Annotated in this window: 16 protein-coding genes; 9 read left to right on the top strand and 7 right to left on the bottom strand. The window is 73.6% G+C overall.

Features of this window, described 5'->3' with window-relative positions:
• Positions 1-332: 332 nt before the first annotated feature.
• Both WME96_RS31975 and WME96_RS31970 read left to right on the top strand, forming a co-directional pair.
• Positions 333-905, top strand: coding sequence for an RNA polymerase sigma factor (locus tag WME96_RS31975; RefSeq protein WP_437285369.1), 573 nt, complete (start codon positions 333-335; stop codon positions 903-905).
• An 81-nt stretch (positions 906-986) separates the two neighbouring features.
• Positions 987-1907 (top strand): undecaprenyl-diphosphate phosphatase, encoded by a 921-nt coding sequence (locus WME96_RS31970; RefSeq protein WP_437285368.1) that lies wholly within the window; start codon positions 987-989, stop codon positions 1905-1907.
• Here the strand turns inward: WME96_RS31970 and WME96_RS31965 are convergent.
• Positions 1889-2173, bottom strand: a complete 285-nt coding sequence (locus tag WME96_RS31965; protein WP_437285367.1) for a cupin domain-containing protein — start codon at positions 2171-2173, stop codon at positions 1889-1891. The two genes, WME96_RS31970 and WME96_RS31965, sit on opposite strands and share 19 nt — an antisense overlap.
• Before the next feature lie 397 nt (positions 2174-2570).
• On the opposite strand from WME96_RS31965, the gene WME96_RS31960 reads away from it, so the two are divergent.
• The 3 genes from WME96_RS31960 (at position 2571) to WME96_RS31950 (ending at position 3607) form a co-directional block, all read left to right on the top strand.
• Complete coding sequence (locus WME96_RS31960; protein ID WP_437285366.1) at positions 2571-2957, top strand: RNA recognition motif domain-containing protein; 387 nt, start codon at positions 2571-2573, stop codon at positions 2955-2957.
• 108 nt (positions 2958-3065) lie between these two features.
• Positions 3066-3248 carry a hypothetical protein gene (locus WME96_RS31955; protein ID WP_433928112.1) on the top strand — a complete coding sequence of 61 codons (183 nt, stop codon included), beginning with the start codon at positions 3066-3068 and terminating at the stop codon, positions 3246-3248.
• Positions 3245-3607, top strand: a complete 363-nt coding sequence (locus tag WME96_RS31950; RefSeq protein WP_437285365.1) for a hypothetical protein — start codon at positions 3245-3247, stop codon at positions 3605-3607. Before WME96_RS31955 ends, WME96_RS31950 begins: the two co-directional genes overlap by 4 nt.
• Positions 3608-3897: 290 nt before the next feature.
• Here WME96_RS31950 and WME96_RS31945 read toward each other — a convergent pair whose 3' ends face one another.
• Together WME96_RS31945 and WME96_RS31940 are read right to left on the bottom strand one after the other, a co-directional pair.
• Positions 3898-4302, bottom strand: coding sequence for a hypothetical protein (locus WME96_RS31945; RefSeq protein WP_437285364.1), 405 nt, complete (start codon positions 4300-4302; stop codon positions 3898-3900).
• A 377-nt stretch (positions 4303-4679) separates the two neighbouring features.
• Positions 4680-4898 (bottom strand): hypothetical protein, encoded by a 219-nt coding sequence (locus tag WME96_RS31940; protein WP_437285363.1) that lies wholly within the window; start codon positions 4896-4898, stop codon positions 4680-4682.
• A gap of 558 nt (positions 4899-5456) precedes the next feature.
• Here WME96_RS31940 and WME96_RS31935 point away from each other — a divergent pair.
• The 4 genes from WME96_RS31935 (at position 5457) to WME96_RS31920 (ending at position 11682) form a co-directional block, all read left to right on the top strand.
• Positions 5457-6533: a DUF72 domain-containing protein gene (locus WME96_RS31935; RefSeq protein WP_437285362.1), complete on the top strand. Its 1077-nt coding sequence runs from the start codon at positions 5457-5459 to the stop codon at positions 6531-6533.
• 128 nt (positions 6534-6661) lie between these two features.
• A complete protein-coding gene (locus WME96_RS31930) occupies positions 6662-9946 on the top strand; it encodes a hypothetical protein (RefSeq protein WP_437285361.1) in 3285 nt (1094 codons plus the stop codon).
• A gap of 69 nt (positions 9947-10015) precedes the next feature.
• Positions 10016-11119 (top strand): deoxyhypusine synthase family protein, encoded by a 1104-nt coding sequence (locus tag WME96_RS31925; RefSeq protein ID WP_433928102.1) that lies wholly within the window; start codon positions 10016-10018, stop codon positions 11117-11119.
• Positions 11116-11682 carry a hypothetical protein gene (locus WME96_RS31920; protein WP_437285360.1) on the top strand — a complete coding sequence of 189 codons (567 nt, stop codon included), beginning with the start codon at positions 11116-11118 and terminating at the stop codon, positions 11680-11682. Before WME96_RS31925 ends, WME96_RS31920 begins: the two co-directional genes overlap by 4 nt.
• 18 nt (positions 11683-11700) lie before the next feature.
• On the opposite strand, the gene WME96_RS31915 is transcribed toward WME96_RS31920, so the two are convergent.
• From WME96_RS31915 to WME96_RS31900, 4 genes are read right to left on the bottom strand one after another with little or no spacing between them, the layout of a single operon-like run.
• Positions 11701-12861 (bottom strand): homogentisate 1,2-dioxygenase, encoded by a 1161-nt coding sequence (locus tag WME96_RS31915; protein ID WP_437285359.1) that lies wholly within the window; start codon positions 12859-12861, stop codon positions 11701-11703.
• Complete coding sequence (locus WME96_RS31910; protein WP_437285358.1) at positions 12861-14012, bottom strand: 4-hydroxyphenylpyruvate dioxygenase family protein; 1152 nt, start codon at positions 14010-14012, stop codon at positions 12861-12863. The genes WME96_RS31915 and WME96_RS31910 overlap by 1 nt, the downstream gene beginning before the upstream one ends.
• A gap of 39 nt (positions 14013-14051) precedes the next feature.
• Positions 14052-14726: a maleylacetoacetate isomerase gene (maiA, locus tag WME96_RS31905; RefSeq protein ID WP_061620132.1), complete on the bottom strand. Its 675-nt coding sequence runs from the start codon at positions 14724-14726 to the stop codon at positions 14052-14054.
• Positions 14723-15700, bottom strand: coding sequence for a fumarylacetoacetate hydrolase family protein (locus WME96_RS31900; RefSeq protein WP_433928093.1), 978 nt, complete (start codon positions 15698-15700; stop codon positions 14723-14725). The genes maiA and WME96_RS31900 overlap by 4 nt, the downstream gene beginning before the upstream one ends.
• Between the last annotated feature and the right edge of the window lie 85 nt (positions 15701-15785).

The following is a 15785-nucleotide window of genomic DNA, read 5'->3' as shown; positions in this document are numbered from 1 at the left end:
ACTTCATTTCTTCCTGTCCTGGCGTCCTGGCCGTTCAAGTCTCTTGCTTTGATCGCTTCAGTCAGCCCTCGCGCTCCGGCGATCGCCGCGCCGTCGCGCGCATCTGTGAGATCGAGCGGCTGAAATGGAGTGCGCTGGATCGATCTCGCAACGAATTGAGAGCGCATCAGGGAACTCGCATGCATGGATGTGCCGTCCGAGAAGCTGCGCTGGCTTGCCGCAATTCATGATGTCGGCGTGCTCCGGCGTGCCGTCATGGCAATCCTCCTCGGCAACGACCTTCCCCCCAGCCACACGTCGTCCCGCCGAGCCGTCCTGCGCCGGAGATCCCGGTGACCCGTCGCCCGCGCGGCGCGCCGCCTGCTCCGCCGCCCTCCACGCCGCTCCGCCCCGCGGTCTCACCGCCCGCGGGCGCCCTCCTCGCGGAGCGGCGCCTGATCGAGGCCACGCTCGTGGCGTGCGGTGTCCCCGCGCGGGATCGCGAGGATCTGCTGCAGATCGTGCTCCTCGCGGCCTGGAATGCCGTCCAGGCCGGCAGGTACCGCCCTCACCCGCGGGCCCACCCGCGCCGCGCGCTCCAGGCGTGGTTGCAGGGCATCGCGTGGCGCCAGGCGGGCCACCACCTGGGGCGCGCTCACGTCCGCCGCGAGGTCCCGGTCGAAGAGCCGCGCGCGCTGGTCGACGAGGGCAGCGTCTCGCCGGAAGGCAGGCTCCTGGCCCGGGCCGCGCTCCGCGCGCTCGCCGAGCTCCCCGCGCCCGATCGCGAGCTCCTCCTCGCGGCGGCAGGTCCCCGGACCATCACCGCCCACGCCAGGGCGCACGGCCTGAGCCCGTCCACGACCGCCCGCAGGCTGCACCTCGCCAGGAAGGCGCTCGCACGCCGGATCGCGCGGCGGCTCTGGTAAAACCGGGCGCCCGGCGCACCGCCATCGCCCGCGCGCACGCGCCCGATCCCCGGCGACCCCGGTGCGGCTATCCTCCGCGCAATGTTCTGGTTCGATGCCGTCCTGCTCGGGGTCCTCGAGGGCCTGACCGAGTTCCTCCCCGTCTCGTCCACCGGTCACCTCATCCTGCTCGGCGCGTGGCTCGGCCACCAGAGCGAGGCGGCGAAGACGCTCGATATCGTGATCCAGCTCGGCGCCGTCCTCGCCGTCGTCGTCTATTTCCGCGAGCGCCTCGCCGTCACCGTGCGCGGCATCGTCCGGCGCGATCCGGACAGCCTCCGGCTCGCGCTCGCCCTCGCGGTCGCCTTCTTCCCCGCGGCCCTGGTCGGCCTGCTCTTTCACAAGGCCATCAAGGCCTACCTCTTCGGCCCGGGGCCCGTCGCTGTCGCGCTCATCGTCGGCGGCATCCTGATGGTCGCTGTCGAGGCCGTGCGCCGGCGCCGGCCCGACCAGGGCGCCCCCCGCCTCGAGGACGTCACCCTCCGGCGCTCCGTCGCGATCGGCTTCGCGCAGTGCTTCGCGCTCTGGCCTGGGGCGTCGCGCTCGATGACCACCATCGTCGGCGGGCAGCTCTCCGGCCTCAGCACCGCCGCGGCCGCCGAGTTCTCGTTCCTGCTCGCCATCCCGACCCTCGGCTCCGCGACGATCTTCGACCTCGCCAAGAACGGCCGCGCCCTCCTCGAGGCGCCCGGCGGCCCGGCCGCCCTCGGCGTCGGCCTCGCCGTCTCGTTCGCGGTCGCCCTGCTCGTGATCGCTGTCTTCCTGCGCTACCTCAAGCGCTACGGCCTCGCGCCGTTCGGCTGGTACCGCATCGCGCTCGGCGCCGTCGTCCTCTGGCTCTGGCTCGCCAGCCGCTCCGCCCCCGCCGAGGCCGGCGCCGCGGCCGAGCGACCCGCGGCGCCGAGGGACGTCGCCGCCGCCGAGGCCGGCAGCGCGCACGGCGATCACCCGAGTCGTCCGTAAGCATACAGCCAGCGAGCCGTCGTCCCCCCTCGGTTGCGGACGGTGTGCACCACGCCGGCCCGGATCTCGATCTCCTCGCCGATGCCGGGGGTGATCGTCCGTCCCCCGAGCTCCAGCTCGATCTCCCCTTCGAGCACCATCAAGAGCTCGTCCTCGTCGTGAACGTAGTCCTTCCAGACGCGGCCGGGCGGGTCGGTCCATAGCCCACCGTGAAAGCCGCGCGCGCGCCATCGCCTCAACACCTCATCGCGAATCGCCGTGTCCATGCCCTCATCTTGCCCGTTACGCAGGATTTGGCTCGGAGCGCGCGCCCTGGACGAACGACGAAGCCGTCGCGATCGCGAAGCTCGCGACGCCCTCGCTCGCTCAACATCCTCGACGGAAGGCTCGGCGACGGAAGACGGAACGGCTACTTGCGAAAGACGTCGCGTCGGGCTAGGATGCTCCTCCTCACGAACGTCCCTGGCCCTCGACACGACGCTTTCCCTCTTCCCTCATCTGCACGAGGGAGACTCAGCTCGCTCGGACGACTGGACGACGCACCGTGTGACTGCGCGGGAGTTCCGCGCGGCACGTCTCCGTTCGATCCGTCACGGCTTCGTCGGATGGCAGACCGAGAGCGCCACATGGCGCAACAGAAGGCCGTAAAAAGAGCAGGATCGCATGGGAAATCGTCTTTACGTCGGAAACCTTTCGTTCAGCACCACCCGCGAGACCCTCGAGTCCGCGTTCGCCGCGGCCGGCGAGGTCCGTGAGATCGCGATGCCGACCGACCGCGAGACGGGGCAGCCCCGCGGCTTCGCGTTCGTGACCATGGGCTCTGCCCAGGCCGCGACCAGCGCCATCTCGCAGATGAACGGCGCCGTCCTCGACGGCCGCGCGCTCAAGGTCAACGAGGCGCAGGAGCGCCCGGCGCGCGGCTTCGGCGGCGGCGGCGGTGGTGGCGGCGGCTTCGGCGGCGGTGGCTACGGCGGCGGCGGCGGTGGTGGCTACGGCGGCGGCGGCGGTGGCCGCGGTGGCCGTGGCGGCGGCGGTCGCGACCGGTACTGATCACCAGCGCGGCGCGGCGGCGCTCGTGCGCCGCCGCGTTTGCGCTTTCAGAACGCGCCACAGGGCGCCGATGAACGCGCCAGAGGGCGCCGAAAGGCCTGGTTCCGCATGCAGAAGCAGGGAGCATTGAAGCGGCAGAAGGAACGCGCACGGCAGGAAAAGCAGCGCGAGAAAGACGCGAACCGCGTCGCGCGCCGCAGGGAAAAGGGGCCTGGCGACAACGCTTCACCGGGAGAGGATCCGGACATCGCAGGGATCATCCCCGGGCCTCAGCCTCCGGTCGTCGAGTGAAGACCGCAGCGCCGAGCCAGGGCGCCGAGAGCGCCCCGTCCGAGCCAGCGAGCCATCTGGACAGCTCGGCGCAGACCACCGCGCGGCAACAGTTCATCGAGCAGAGCGCGACCCAGGTCGGCCAGGCATGGGCCAAGCGGTGGCGGCAAGACCTTCATCGCGAAGGACGCCCCGCCGCCGGCGGGTGGCCCGGGACGCTGCGTGAAGCGCGAACTCAGGTCGAGATCGCCCTCCCCACCGAGATGCTCCACCGCAAGATGGCCGCCATCACCGGCGTGGAGCGCGAGCTCGCGGCCCGAACCGCGTACGCGAGCGCCCGCAACGAATGGCGCAGGCATCTCGAGCCCGAGACGCCGTGATCCGGCCGTCTCGCCCGGCGATCTGAGCCGCCGGGCGAAACGAGAGCGCCTCGTCAGGCCCGGCCCCGCGGCCAGGCTGCTTCCTGCGACGCTTTCTCACGATCTGCTGTGCGGCCCGACCGGTCGGTCGACCTCGCCCGAAGTGATGCGGGATCCCGCTCCTTCCCCGGTGCGCTGGATGGCCTGACGGCTGGGTGAGCTGGCGGCTGGGTGAGCTCGGTCGTTCGCGACGTCCGATGGGGCCTCATCGCCCGTCGCCCGAGGTGCGCCTCGGGCGACGATCGGTCGTCCTAGGCGTCGGCGCCGGACCGGTACGTGGCCGTGGCGACGTAGCGGAGGACCCTGGAGCAGAACTCGCCACCACAGCTCCCCCGACAGGCGCATTCACCCTCGAAGCGCGCCGCGCCCGACTGGAGGGCGCTCAGGATCTCCCGCGTCACGTCGTAACCGCCGTTGTCGCAGGAGGAGTACGAGCACGGCATCTCGAACAGCGCGTGCGCGTGCTCGACGACGACCCGGCGGATGTATTGCGTGTCGTTGGTGAGCCCATTGGACCGGGTCTCGCGGATCTCCAGGTTCAAGCTCGCCAGCTCCGGGACCTTCTGAAGGAGCTTGCCCGCCGCCTGCTCTCGCTTGCCGCGGAGGAGCATGCGCTCTTCCCGCTCGACATTCCTGCGACGATTCGCTGAATACATCGACCACCTCTCGCTCGCAGGAATGCACCAAGCCCCTGCCCTCGCTCAGTATAGCGCAGGTGAGGGGGCCGCGCATGCACAATCTGGGCTCGCCAGGATGGCGTCGATCGACGACGAGCTGGTGTAACGGAAGAGCGCCTGCGTCGGATCCGGCGTCGCGCGGGACAGCCAATCACGGCGGCGCGCCGCGCTGGCCGGCGCGCGCGAGGAACCCTGTGCGGAAGACCTCGACGGGAATGAGGAACACAGGAGCGCGCGAGGCAAGCTGAACCATTTCACGCCATTCCGATCCCATTGCGCTCCGGGCCGTTCCGTCCCGTTCCGAGCGCGTGGCTCCGAGGTCGGCGCGGCCGCCGTTCTTCTCCGCCTCTGCGCGCTCAGTCCTCGTCGGCGAGGACGAGCCCCTCCAGCTCGGTGAGGTTCGTCCTGGCGGCCTTCAGCTTCGTGAACGCCTCCTTGACGACCTCGCTGACCGCCATCTTGTCCGCGCGCGGCGCGACCTGGATCTCCCCGAGCGCCTGCTCGAGGTTGCTCTCTGCATCGGCGATCTCCTGCTTCGCCGCCGTGACCTTTTCCAGGAGAGTCTTCTTGTGCATCGACTTGGCCTTTCGACGTGCTGCACGTCGCGAGGAGCACCTCACCCGCGAACCGCGGCGAGGTAGGGCGCGGGCGCCCTTCGGTCCGGGCAGCGAGGCAGCATAGGCCAGGTCCCGGCCAAAGGGGGCCGAAGCGAACACAGGCGGCGCCGGCCGGCGCGGGGCGCCTCGAGCCACCGCTCCGGCGCGGCGACCTGAGCCGGCCGCCGCCTCGGCGCGTCGGCGGCTCGGCGGCAGCGGCCGCTGGACGGACGGGGCGGTCCGGTCGGACGTGGCAACTGGGGGGACCCTCTCTCGAGGGGTCGCCTGTGGGGCACGTCGTCGCGGCGCGCTGGCGAGCCACGGCGGCCACCGACCTGCGCGACACCCGGCGTGATCGCCTGTCGGATGAGAATCGGTGGGTGTTGAGCGTAATGGGGTGAGTGCGTGGAGCGAGCGTGGGGTCAGAGCGGGGGTGGGCGTGAAGGAGAGAGGAGCTCCGAGAAATGTCGATCATCGCTCATCGCATCTCGGGAGAGCGCTTCCTTCGCCGGAGAACGGCCTTATGGTGTTCTCGATATGCGCGAAGCAGCCCTGTGCGACCCGCCGCGGTCGCCGTCAGAGGAGACTCCACACCAGCACGAGGAGCGGCTCGCGCGCGCCACCGCGCTCGCGGCCTGCGCGCCCGTGCCCGCCCGCCAGGGCCGCGTCCTCGCCGGGACCGCCGGCTGGACCGACCCCACCCTGGTGAAGAGCCAGCGGTTCTATCCGAAGGGCGCGTCGAGCCCCGAGCAGCGGCTCCGGTTCTATGCGTCCCAGTTCCCCGTCGTCGAGGTCAACTCGAGCTATTACGCGCTGCCCGGCCCGGCGATGGTCGAGCAGTGGGTCAGGCGGACAGCGCCCGACTTCGTGTTCAACATGAAGGCGTTCGCGCCGCTCACGCAGCACCCGGTGGAGCCCGCCCGCCTCCCCGCGGACCTCCAGCGCGCCTTGCCGGGAGCGCTCCTCGACAAGCCGCGCCTCTACCCGGGCGACCTGCCGGCCGAGGCCAGGGACGTCCTCTGGGAGCGCTTCAGGCAAGCGATCTCGCCGCTGCAGGAGGCGCGCAAGCTCGGGTACGTGCTCTTCCAGTTCCCCCCGTGGTTCACGGCGACGCGCGGCAACGTGAGGGTCATCGAGGACTGCCGCGCGCGCCTCGACGGGGTTCCGCTCGCCGTCGAGCTCCGGCACGCGTCGTGGGGCGAGCCCGACCGGATCGAGCGCGTCGTGGACTTCCTGCGAGACCTCGGCGCCTCCTACGTCGTCGTCGACGAGCCGCAGGGCAAGGCGAACAGCATGCCTCCCACGGCCCTCGTCGCCGATCCGCGCCTCGTCGTGGTGCGCTTCCACGGCCGGCGCGCGGAGACCTGGGACGCGTCCGTCAGCGTGAGCGAGAAGTTCAGGTACGTTTACGATCCCGCGGAGCTCGATCCCTGGGCGGAGACGGTCGAGCGGCTCGCCGGACAGGCGGAGCGGGTCCACGCGATCTTCAACAACTGCGTGTCCAACTACGCTGTGCTCGGGGCCAAGGGGCTCATGGCGATCCTCGCCCGCCGCCGGGCCGCCGATCGGGAGCTGGAGAGCCCGCCGGCCCCGGACGCGCCGACCGTCCACTGAGCCTCGCCCTCGACTCTCGGTGTCCGCGGACACCCTGGTTCGACTGAGTCTGGAGTCCGGGCGGGGATCGACGCCGCGAGCGGCCCGGGCGCCGCCCGAGCCCCGGATCCGGGGTAGTCTCCGCGGCGATGACGCAGCTCAGAGCGGCGGGCGCTCCCCGCCTCGCAGCGCCGCCGCGCCGGTCGCAGGGGGCCGCCGTGCTCCTCGCGGCGCTCGCGCTCGTCCGCTGCGGGGGGGCGCCGCCCCCGCCCGCGGCGGGGGAGCGCCGCGCGCCCGCAGCGACGCCCGCGCCGCCGTCGGCGGAGCCGCTGCGCGCCCGCTGGGTCGACGCGAGCGGCGCGACGGCGATCGGCCCCAGGGTCGCCGGCGGCACGGTCGCGCTGCTCGGCGGCAGGCGCTTTCTCGTGGGGGGCGACGGCGCCGCGCGGCTGGAGACAGCGGCTTGCCCCGAGCCGCTGGTCGAGCTCACGCTCGTGCCGTCCGCCGCCGGCGCGCGGCTCGTGGGGCGCGGGGTCCACGGCGTCTACCGCTTCGACGATCCGCTCGGCGCGCCGGCGCTCCTCGCCCGGTCCGAGACCGAGCTCCTGCGCATCGGCGGCGGGCCCGGCGTCGTCGCGGTCTGGGACGCGGCCTCCGACCTCCCGACCTTCCTCGACGTCGAGACGGGGCAGCCGCGCGCGCTGCCGGGCCTGCCCGCACTGCCGCTCCGCGCTGTCGCGTTCCGGGACCTCCAGCAGGGGGCCGGGCTCTTCGAGGCGGCAGGGCTCGCGGTCACGGCCGACGGCGGCGCGTCGTGGCGCCCCGTCGCGCCGGCGCCGGGCGGCGACGGGCAGGCGGGCGACCCCGCGGAGCTGCTCCGCTTCGACGGCCTGCGCCTGCGCGGCGACGACCTGCTCGCGCTCGCGCGGGGCTCGGCCCTGGCGGCCGAGCAGCGCGAGGCGCTGATCCACGTCGCCGAGGCGCGGCTCGCGCCCGCGCCGTCCGCGCCCCCGGCGCTCGACGGCCGCGCGACCGACCCCGGCGCGCCGCTGCTCCGCTGGATCCAGGCGACCGGGCGGCACCCGCTCGAGGCCGCCATCGCGAGCGGCGCCCGCGGGGCGGGGTTCGCGGTCGCGGCGAGCCACGGCCTCCTCGCCCGCGTGGACCTCGCCTCCGGCGTGCTGCTGGAGCTCGCGCCCTTCGGCCGCGGCGCCTGGGTCGACGCCTGCGGCGCGGGGCGCGCCGGGCGGTCGGCGTGGGTGGCCTGCGCGCTCGGCGACGAGGCGCCCGCGCGGCGCGACGTCCACGACCCCTTCGGCGTGCTCCAGGTCCCGCTCGCCGGCGGCCGCCTGGGCGGCGAGCCGCCCGTCGTCCTGCGGAGCGGCGAGGCCGAGCTCCGCGTGTCGCCGAGCGGCGGCGCCATGCTGCTCGCGCCGTGCGACGCGGACGAGGAGGGCAGCGCGTGCGTGCGCCAGCCGGGCGGGCAGTGGCTCACGGTCCGCCCGGGCACCGACATCCACTGGCGCGGCGCCGGCCCGCTCGTCGACGGCCGGATCGCGATCGTGCGCGGCCTCTGGGACAGCGACGTCGCCCCTCGCGAGGCGCCTGCGCCCCGCGAGGCGCCCGCGCCGCGCGGCGGCGACGCCCGCGCGGGCGCCGCGCCCGGCGCCCACGTGGCGGTCATCGACGCCCGCGGCAGGGAGCAGCCCCTGATCCCGCTCGGCTGGCTGCGCGACGGGGGCGGCGACGTCCACGTGGTCAGCCCCATCGAGGAGGGGCACGACGGCGCCCTGTCGTTCGTCGTGGCCGACGAGGCCGGCGCGCTCACCGCCGTCGTCGCGCCCCCCGGCGAGCAGGCCTCGCGCACCCGCCTGCCCGGCGCCGCGCACGCCCTGATCCACGCCGGCCACGGCGTCGCCGTCGGGGAGGGGCAGGTGCTCGCGTCGTCCGACGCCGGCCGCTCGTGGGCGCCCGTCGAGGTCCCGGCCAGCGCCGCGCGCGCGATCGCCGAGCTCGGCGACCTGCTCGCCGAGCCCGGGGTGCTGGCCGTCAACGACGTCGGCCTGAAGATCGACGCCCACCTCCGCGTCGGCTGGGGGCCGGCGCTGCTCGTGAACGGGAGCGCGCCCGCCGCCGGCCCGGCGCCCGGGGCGGCGCCGCTCCTGCCGCACCGCGCGCCGCCGGCGCCCGCGCTCCCGGAGCGCGCGCTCGCCTGCTCGACGCAGCCGGGGCCGCCGCAGGGCCCGCCGGGGGTGCCGCCGCCGGGCAGCGCGCAGGCGGCGCTCGCGCTGCTCGCGGGGGACGCGCGGCCGGGACCGGCCGGGCAGGGGCACGTCTCGTCGGCGAGCGACCGCCGCTGGGGCCTGCTCTCCACGGTCGCCGCGCTCGAGGTGCGCGCGCCCGACGGCGCCGCCGGGCGCGCCGCCGGTCAGCGCGGCGCCCAGGGCACGGGCGCCGCGGCGCGGCGGGCGACGTGGACGCTGCGCTGGCTCGACCCGACGGAGCTCCAGGGCAGGCTGCGCGCGTGGACGGGCCCCGCGCCCGAGGGCGTCGGCGGCGACGCGACCCTCGCGCGGTTCGCGGCGTCCGGCGACCGGGTCCTCTTCGGGGTGCGCGCCGCGGGCCGCGATCTCCTGGTCCGGGCGAGCCGCGGCGGCGGCGCCGAGATCGCCGAGGTGCCGCAGGAGCTGATGCCCGAGGCCGAGATCGCCTTCAGCGAGGCGCCGGGCGGGCCCATCGCGTGGATCCGCGACGCGTGGCTCGTCGTGTGGTCCTCGGGCGAGGCGCCGCGGCCGATCGCCGCGCTCGCGGGCCGCGGCGCGCGAGCGCTCGGGCAGCCGACGAGCGCCGGCGTCCCGCTGCTGCTCAGCTTTCGCGACCTGGCGCTCGCCCGCACGGTGCCGATCCCGCCCGTGGAGAAGGCCGCGCCGCGACTGCCCGCGAAGGCGGTGGCGGAGAGGGGCGCGCGCGAGGCGCCGGCGCAGGGGCCGCCGCCGGGCGCGCTCGCGAAGGCCCCGCCGCTCCTGCCGCTCGACGGCTGGGAGATCGCCCCGAATGTCCGCACCGAGCTCACCCGCCTGCCGGCGTGCGCTGCGCGCCCGAGCGGCGCGCGCTTCCTGCTCGATCGCGCGAGCGCCTTCGCGACCGTCGACGGCCACGGCGCGCCCGCGAGCGCGGCGGTCTATGACGTCCGTGTGTCAGGCCGTCACGCCTGCGTCGCGAAGATCGCCGCCCTGATCGATCCCGATCGCCGCGGCGAGGCGCGGCCCGGCGCGGGCCCGCCCGCGTTCGTGCGCGCCGATCTCGCGGCCCGGCGCGCCGAAGGCGGCGAGCTTGGGATCGGCGAAGGCGCTGGGAGACCCGGAGGAACCATGCGAGGAACGACGCCTCCAGCAGCGCGCCGCCTCGCGTGCTCCCTGCCTGTCCGGCCCTGAGCGCGCGCGCGCCGCGAGGAGCTTCGTGCTCGACGCCCCACCCCCCGCGCGGCTATATGTTCGCGCGCCATGTCCTCTTCGAAGCATCCGCGCTCCTCGCACCGCCATCTCGGCGATGGGGTTGAAGACAAGCTCGTCCCGCTCGAGGCGCTCGACCCGCTGAAGATCGGGTCGTTCGACGACCTGCTCCGCGCGATGAGCAAGACCGCGTTCAGCGGCCGCGCGCTCGGCGAGGCGTCCGACGTGCTCGAGGCGATGGTGCGCGACGAGGACTGCCTGGTCGTGGCGACCTTCTCGGGCGCGATGACCGTCGCCAAGATGGGCGTCGTCATCGTCCGGATGATCGAGGCGGGCATGATCGACTGCATCATCAGCACCGGGGCGCTCATGGCGCACGGGCTGAGCGAGGCGGTCGGCCTGACCCACTACAAGGCGAACCCGACCATCTCCGACGAGACGTACTTCGACAAGGGGTACAACCGCGTCTACGACACGCTCGAGATGGAGAAGAACCTCAACGCCATCGAGGTCTTCGTCCGCAAGGAGCTCGACAAGCTCGACCCCGGGTCGCCCTGGTCGAGCGAGATCATCTGCCGCCAGCTCGGCAAGGCGCTGGCCGACATGGGCGACTCGCCCGGCGTGCTCCGGAGCGCGTACCTCCGCAACGTGCCCGTCTACGTGCCCGCCTTCACCGACAGCGAGATGGGCCTCGACGTCGCGACGTGGATGCTGCGCAAGGTGAAGGCGCAGCACGGCGACAAGCCGGGCTTCGACGTGTGGCGCGAGGCCGTGCCGCCGCCGTACAACCCGTTCCTCGACCTCCTGAGCTACGCCCGCCTGGTCCGCACGAAGAAGCGGCTCGGCATCTTCACCATCGGCGGCGGCGTGCCGCGCAACTGGGCCCAGCAGGTCGCGCCGTTCTACGACATCGTCGGCGACCGCCTCGACATCGAGGTCGAGCACCCGCGGTTCCAGTACGGCGTCCGCATCTGCCCCGAGCCCGTGCACTGGGGCGGCCTCTCCGGCTGCACCTACTCCGAGGGCGTGAGCTGGGGGAAGTTCACCGCGCCGGGCGAGGGCGGCCGCTTCGCCGAGGTGTACGCGGACGCCACCGTCGCCTGGCCGCTGCTCGTGCGCGCGCTGCTCGAGCGGCTCGGCAAGATGCCGAAGTGAGGGAGCAGGCCCGCGTGCGCGCCGCCATGCCCCGCCCGTCGCGCCCCCTCCAGGCGCTCCTCTCCGCGGCCGTGGCCGGCGGCGCGCTCGTGGTCGCCGGCTGCCCCTCGCCGGACGAGCGCGCCTGCGACGCGGTCTGCGACTGCACCGGCTGCAGCGAGGCGAGGTACCTCGAGTGCCTCGACGAGGCCAAGGCCACGCGGAACACAGCGGAGGTGGCGAGCTGCGCCGGCGCCCTGGACGAGCTCCTCGTCTGCCTCGAGGAAGAGATCGAGTGCAAGGACGACACGTTCTCCTTCGACGGCTGCGAGGACCAGGAGGCGCGCCTCGGCGAGTGCGGCATATCCGTCTTCCGCAACGCGTGCGAGCTGGCCAATGATCGCCTCACGGAGTGCGGACAGGGCGCGCCCCTCGGGACCGACCCCGCGTCGTGCATCGGACAGACCGAGTGCAACGCGCGCTGCATCGCCGAGACGTCCTGCGCGGGGCTGAACGGGTTCGATCTCGAGGAGAACACGCGCTTCAGCGAGTGCACGAACCTCTGCTTCTTCCAGATGCCCTGAGCGCCCGCCCTCGCGCGATCAGGCGCCGGCGATGAAGCTGTCCTGGTAGGCCGGGTCCTCGACGGCGAGCGCGGCGGGCGTGGCCGTGAGCGGGCGGATCGTGTCGAGCATGACCGCGAGCTCGCTCGTCTCGCGGCTCCCGAGGCTCGCCTCGTAGGCGCCGGGGTGCGGCCCGTGCGGGACGCCGGCCGGGTGGTGGGAGATGCTGCCGGGGCCGACGCCGCGGCGCGAGGTGAAGTTGCCGCGGCAGTAGAAAAGGAACTCGTCGCAGTCGACGGACGAGTGAGGATAGGGGCAGGGGACCGCCTCCGGGTGGAAGTCGACCGGGCGCGGCACGAAGCTGCAGACGAGGGCGCCGCGCGCGGCGAACGTGCCGTGCCAGTCGGGCGGCAGGTGGACGAGCCCGACGCGCGGCTGGAAGCTCAGGATCGGGAACGCGAACGGGTACACCGTCCCGTCCCAGCCGACGACGTCGAGCGGCGAGCGCGCGCAGGCGAAGCCGTGGAACGCGCCGCCGCGCTTCACGACGAGCGCGCGGATGCCCTCGTCGAGGGGGCCGACGAACGTGGGCCGCCGGAAGTCGCGGTGCGAGTACGGCGCGTCCATCCGGAGCTGGCCGACCTGGTTGCGCCACTGGCGCGGCAGGTGGAGGCCCGCGGCCTCGATCGAGAGCCACCGCTGGGGCGCGGCGTCGGGGAGGAAGCGGTAGAAGAGCCCCTTCGGGACGACGACGTAATCGTCCTGCTCGAAGCGCAGGTCGCCGAGCATCGTGCGCAGGACGCCGCCGCCCTGAAAGACGAAGAACAGCTCGTCGGCGTCCGCGTTCGCGAAGTACACCGGATCGGGGGCGTCGGGCTCGGCGACCCCGATCACCACGTCGTCGTTGAAGAGCAGCGGCGCGCGGCAGTCGATCGCGGGCCCGCCCCGCCGCGGCAGGTCCTGCGACCGGTAGTGCCGCTTCGCGAGCGGGCGCGGCGGCGCGGCGACCGGCAGCGCGAAGCCGTGCTCGGCCGGCGCTGCCCGGTGCTCGTGCGGCCGGCGCTCGTGGTAGGCGATCGTGTAGGGGCCGTCGAAGCCCTCGCGCGTCAGGCACTCCTCGTAGCGCAGGTCCCCCGCCTCGCTCCGCAGGGCGATGTGGTGCTTGCGGGGGACGGTGCCCGCGACGACGCGGTCGAGCATCAGCCGTGCCCCTCCGCCTTCTGCTGCCGCTCGATGCTCTCGAACAGCGCGCGGAAGTTGCCGGCGCCGAAGCCGCGGTCGCCCTTGCGCTGGATGAGCTCGAAGAAGAACGGTCCGGCGTCGGGATCGCGGTGCGTGCCGGCCGACTCCTTGAGGAAGATCTGGAGCAGGTACGACCGCGCGCCGTCGCCGTCGACCAGCACCTCGAGCTCGCGCAGCGCCGCGACGTCCTCGTCGATCTGCTCGATGCCGAGCTGCCGCACGCGCTCGGGCAGCATGTCGTAGTAGGCGGGCGGGGTCGGCATGAACTCCACGCCCCGCGCGCGCATGCCGCGCACGCCCGTGAGGATGTCGTCCACGGCGAGCGCCACGTGCTGCACCCCGTCGCCGCGGTGCTCCTCGTTGAAGACGTTGATCTGCGAGCTCTTGAAGTGCGGGCGGTAAGGCTCGTTGTTGGCGAACTTCACGCCCGAGCCCGGGTCCCACATCACGGCCGAGCGCAGGCCCGAGCCGTGGCCTGTGTCCCTGGCGACGTCGTTCGTGTGAAACGCGATCTTCCAGAACGGCTCGAGCCCGAGCACGTGCTCCATCCAGAGCAGGGCGGGCGCCATGGTCTGGAAGTTCGAGGTGATGTGATCGAACCGGGCGATGCCGAACCGGTTCTCGCCGCCGCGCGGCGCGTCGTAGGCCACGCAGCCGGGGAACAGCGCGGTGTAGCCGCGCCGCTCGACGAAGCGGAAGGTGGTGTCCCCGAACGGCGTCGTGATCGAGAACGAGGCGAAGGTGCCGCCGCCGTCGGTCGCGCGGTGGATCTCGTCGATCGGCGTGCCGCCGCGGCCGTCGAGCAGCCGGAAGGCGCGGTCGATGTCCTCGACCTCGAAGACGATCGTGCCCACCCCGTCGGGGTGCTTGCGCAGGTAGCGCCACGCCCGCCCGCCCTCGCCGAGCGGCTGCGAGCAGACGATGGCGCACTCGCCGGCCTGGAAGACGACCGACCGCTGCGCCGCCGCCGCATTGAGCTCGGGCGAGCTCGCGGCGGTCTCCTGGAAGTCGAGCTTCTCCGTGTAGAACCTGCGGCTCCGCTCGAGGTCGCGCACGTAGTAGTGCAGCGACTCCACGCGCTTGATGCCTATCGACTCCACCTTGGCCATCCGGGTCCTCCGTCGCGAAGGGTCCACGCGCGCGTCGCGCTACGCGCCGTCCGGCACCGCGTCGGCCTGGCGGTCGGCGTGGGCGGCCTGGAAGGCGGGCAGCGCCATGCACGCCGCCTCGATCCGCGTGAGCGTCGAGAGCGGCGCGAGGTCGACCTCGTAGCGCCGCGCGTTGTAAAGCTGGGGCACGAGGAACACGTCCGCCACCGTGACCTCGTCGCCGACGCAGAACCGCCCGGCGTGCTCGCCCGCCGCCGCCTGGAACGCGGCGAGGCCCGACCCGATGAAGCGCCGGGCGAACGCCCTCTGGTCGCCGCCGAGCTCGTTCTGCACGTACTTCAGGGTGGCGGTGTTCTGCATCGGCTGGGTGCCGGAGTTGATCATCTCCGCGAGCTGCCGCGCCCTGGCGCGCAGGTACGGATCCGCCGGCAGGAGCGGCGGCGACGGGAACAGCTCCTCGAGCAGCTCGATGATGGCCACCGACTGCGACACGCGGCGGACGGCGCCGCCCTGCTCGAGCTCGAGCAGCGGCACCTGCGCCATCGGGTTCCTGGCCCGGTAGTCGTCGCGGAGCTGCTCACCGCCGTCCCGCACCAGGTTCACCGGCCGGTACGCGTGCTCGATCCCCTTGTGGGCGAGGGCGATGCGCACGCGCCAGCTGCACGAGCTGCGCCAGTAGCCATAGAGCGTGATCCCCTGGACCGCGGCGCTCATCCGGCCACCACCCGCTGCGCGATGCGCCCGAACAGGCTCTCTCCCGAGCGATTCAGCATCTCGATCATGATCGTGTCTCCTGGCTTCATGAACGGCGTCCTGGCCACCCCGCCCGAGAGGATCTCGAGCATGCGCTTCTCGGCGAGGCACGACACCCCGCGCGCCGGGTCCTGGTTCGACACGGTGCCGCTGCCGAGGATCGTCCCGGCGGTGAAGCTGCGGGTCCTCGCGACGTGCGCGATGAGGTCGAAGAACGAGAAGTGCATTTCCGGGCCGGCCTCGGGATCGCCGATGAGCGCGCCATTGTAGGTCGAGCGGAGCCGCAGGTGGACCCGCCCGTCGCGGAGCGCGTCGCCGAGCTCGTCCGGCGTGAGGGCGAACGGCGAGAACGCCGTGGCGGGCTTCGAGCTGAAGAAGCCGAACCCCTTCGCGAGCTCCGCGGGGACGAGGTTGCGCAGCGTCACGTCGTTGGCCAGCAGGAACAGGCGGATGTGCCGGTGGGCCTCGTCGCGGCGCGTGCCCTGCGGGGTGTCGCCGAGGACGACGCAGACCTCGGCTTCGAAGTCGAGGCCCCAGGACGCGTCGGCCAGGACGATGTCGTCGGTCGGCCCGAGCAGGACGCCGGAGCCGCCCTGGTACACCAGCGGATCGGTCGTGAGCGTCTCGGGCGGCTCGGCGCCGCGCGCCTTGCGCACGAGCACGATGTGATGGATGTACGCGGAGCCGTCGATCCACTCGTACGCGCGCGGCAGCGGCGCGGCGAGCTCCTCGACGACGAGCGGCGAGACCGCCGCGCCGCCGCGCTCGATCGCGTCGGCGAGGCGGCGGAGCGCCGGCTCGGCGCGGTCCCAGTCGTCGAGCGCGGCCTGCAACGTGGGGAAGTCCACCCCTGCGGGCGCGTAGGCGAGCCCGTCCCGGCGGACGACGATGAGCGTGCCGTCGCGGCCGGGGCCGCGGAGAGAGGCGAGCTTCATGCGGGTGCGAGCTCCTCGTCGCGCTACGGTGGTCTCATCGTCTCCGCTTGACAAGCACGAGTCGGGTCACGCCTGCTAGGGCGCG

It is taken from the genome of Sorangium sp. So ce406 (assembly GCF_051474675.1).
Classification (GTDB): Bacteria; Myxococcota_A; Polyangia; order Polyangiales; family Polyangiaceae; genus Sorangium; species Sorangium cellulosum_G.
This window is presented reverse-complemented; position numbering and strand designations above follow the sequence as displayed.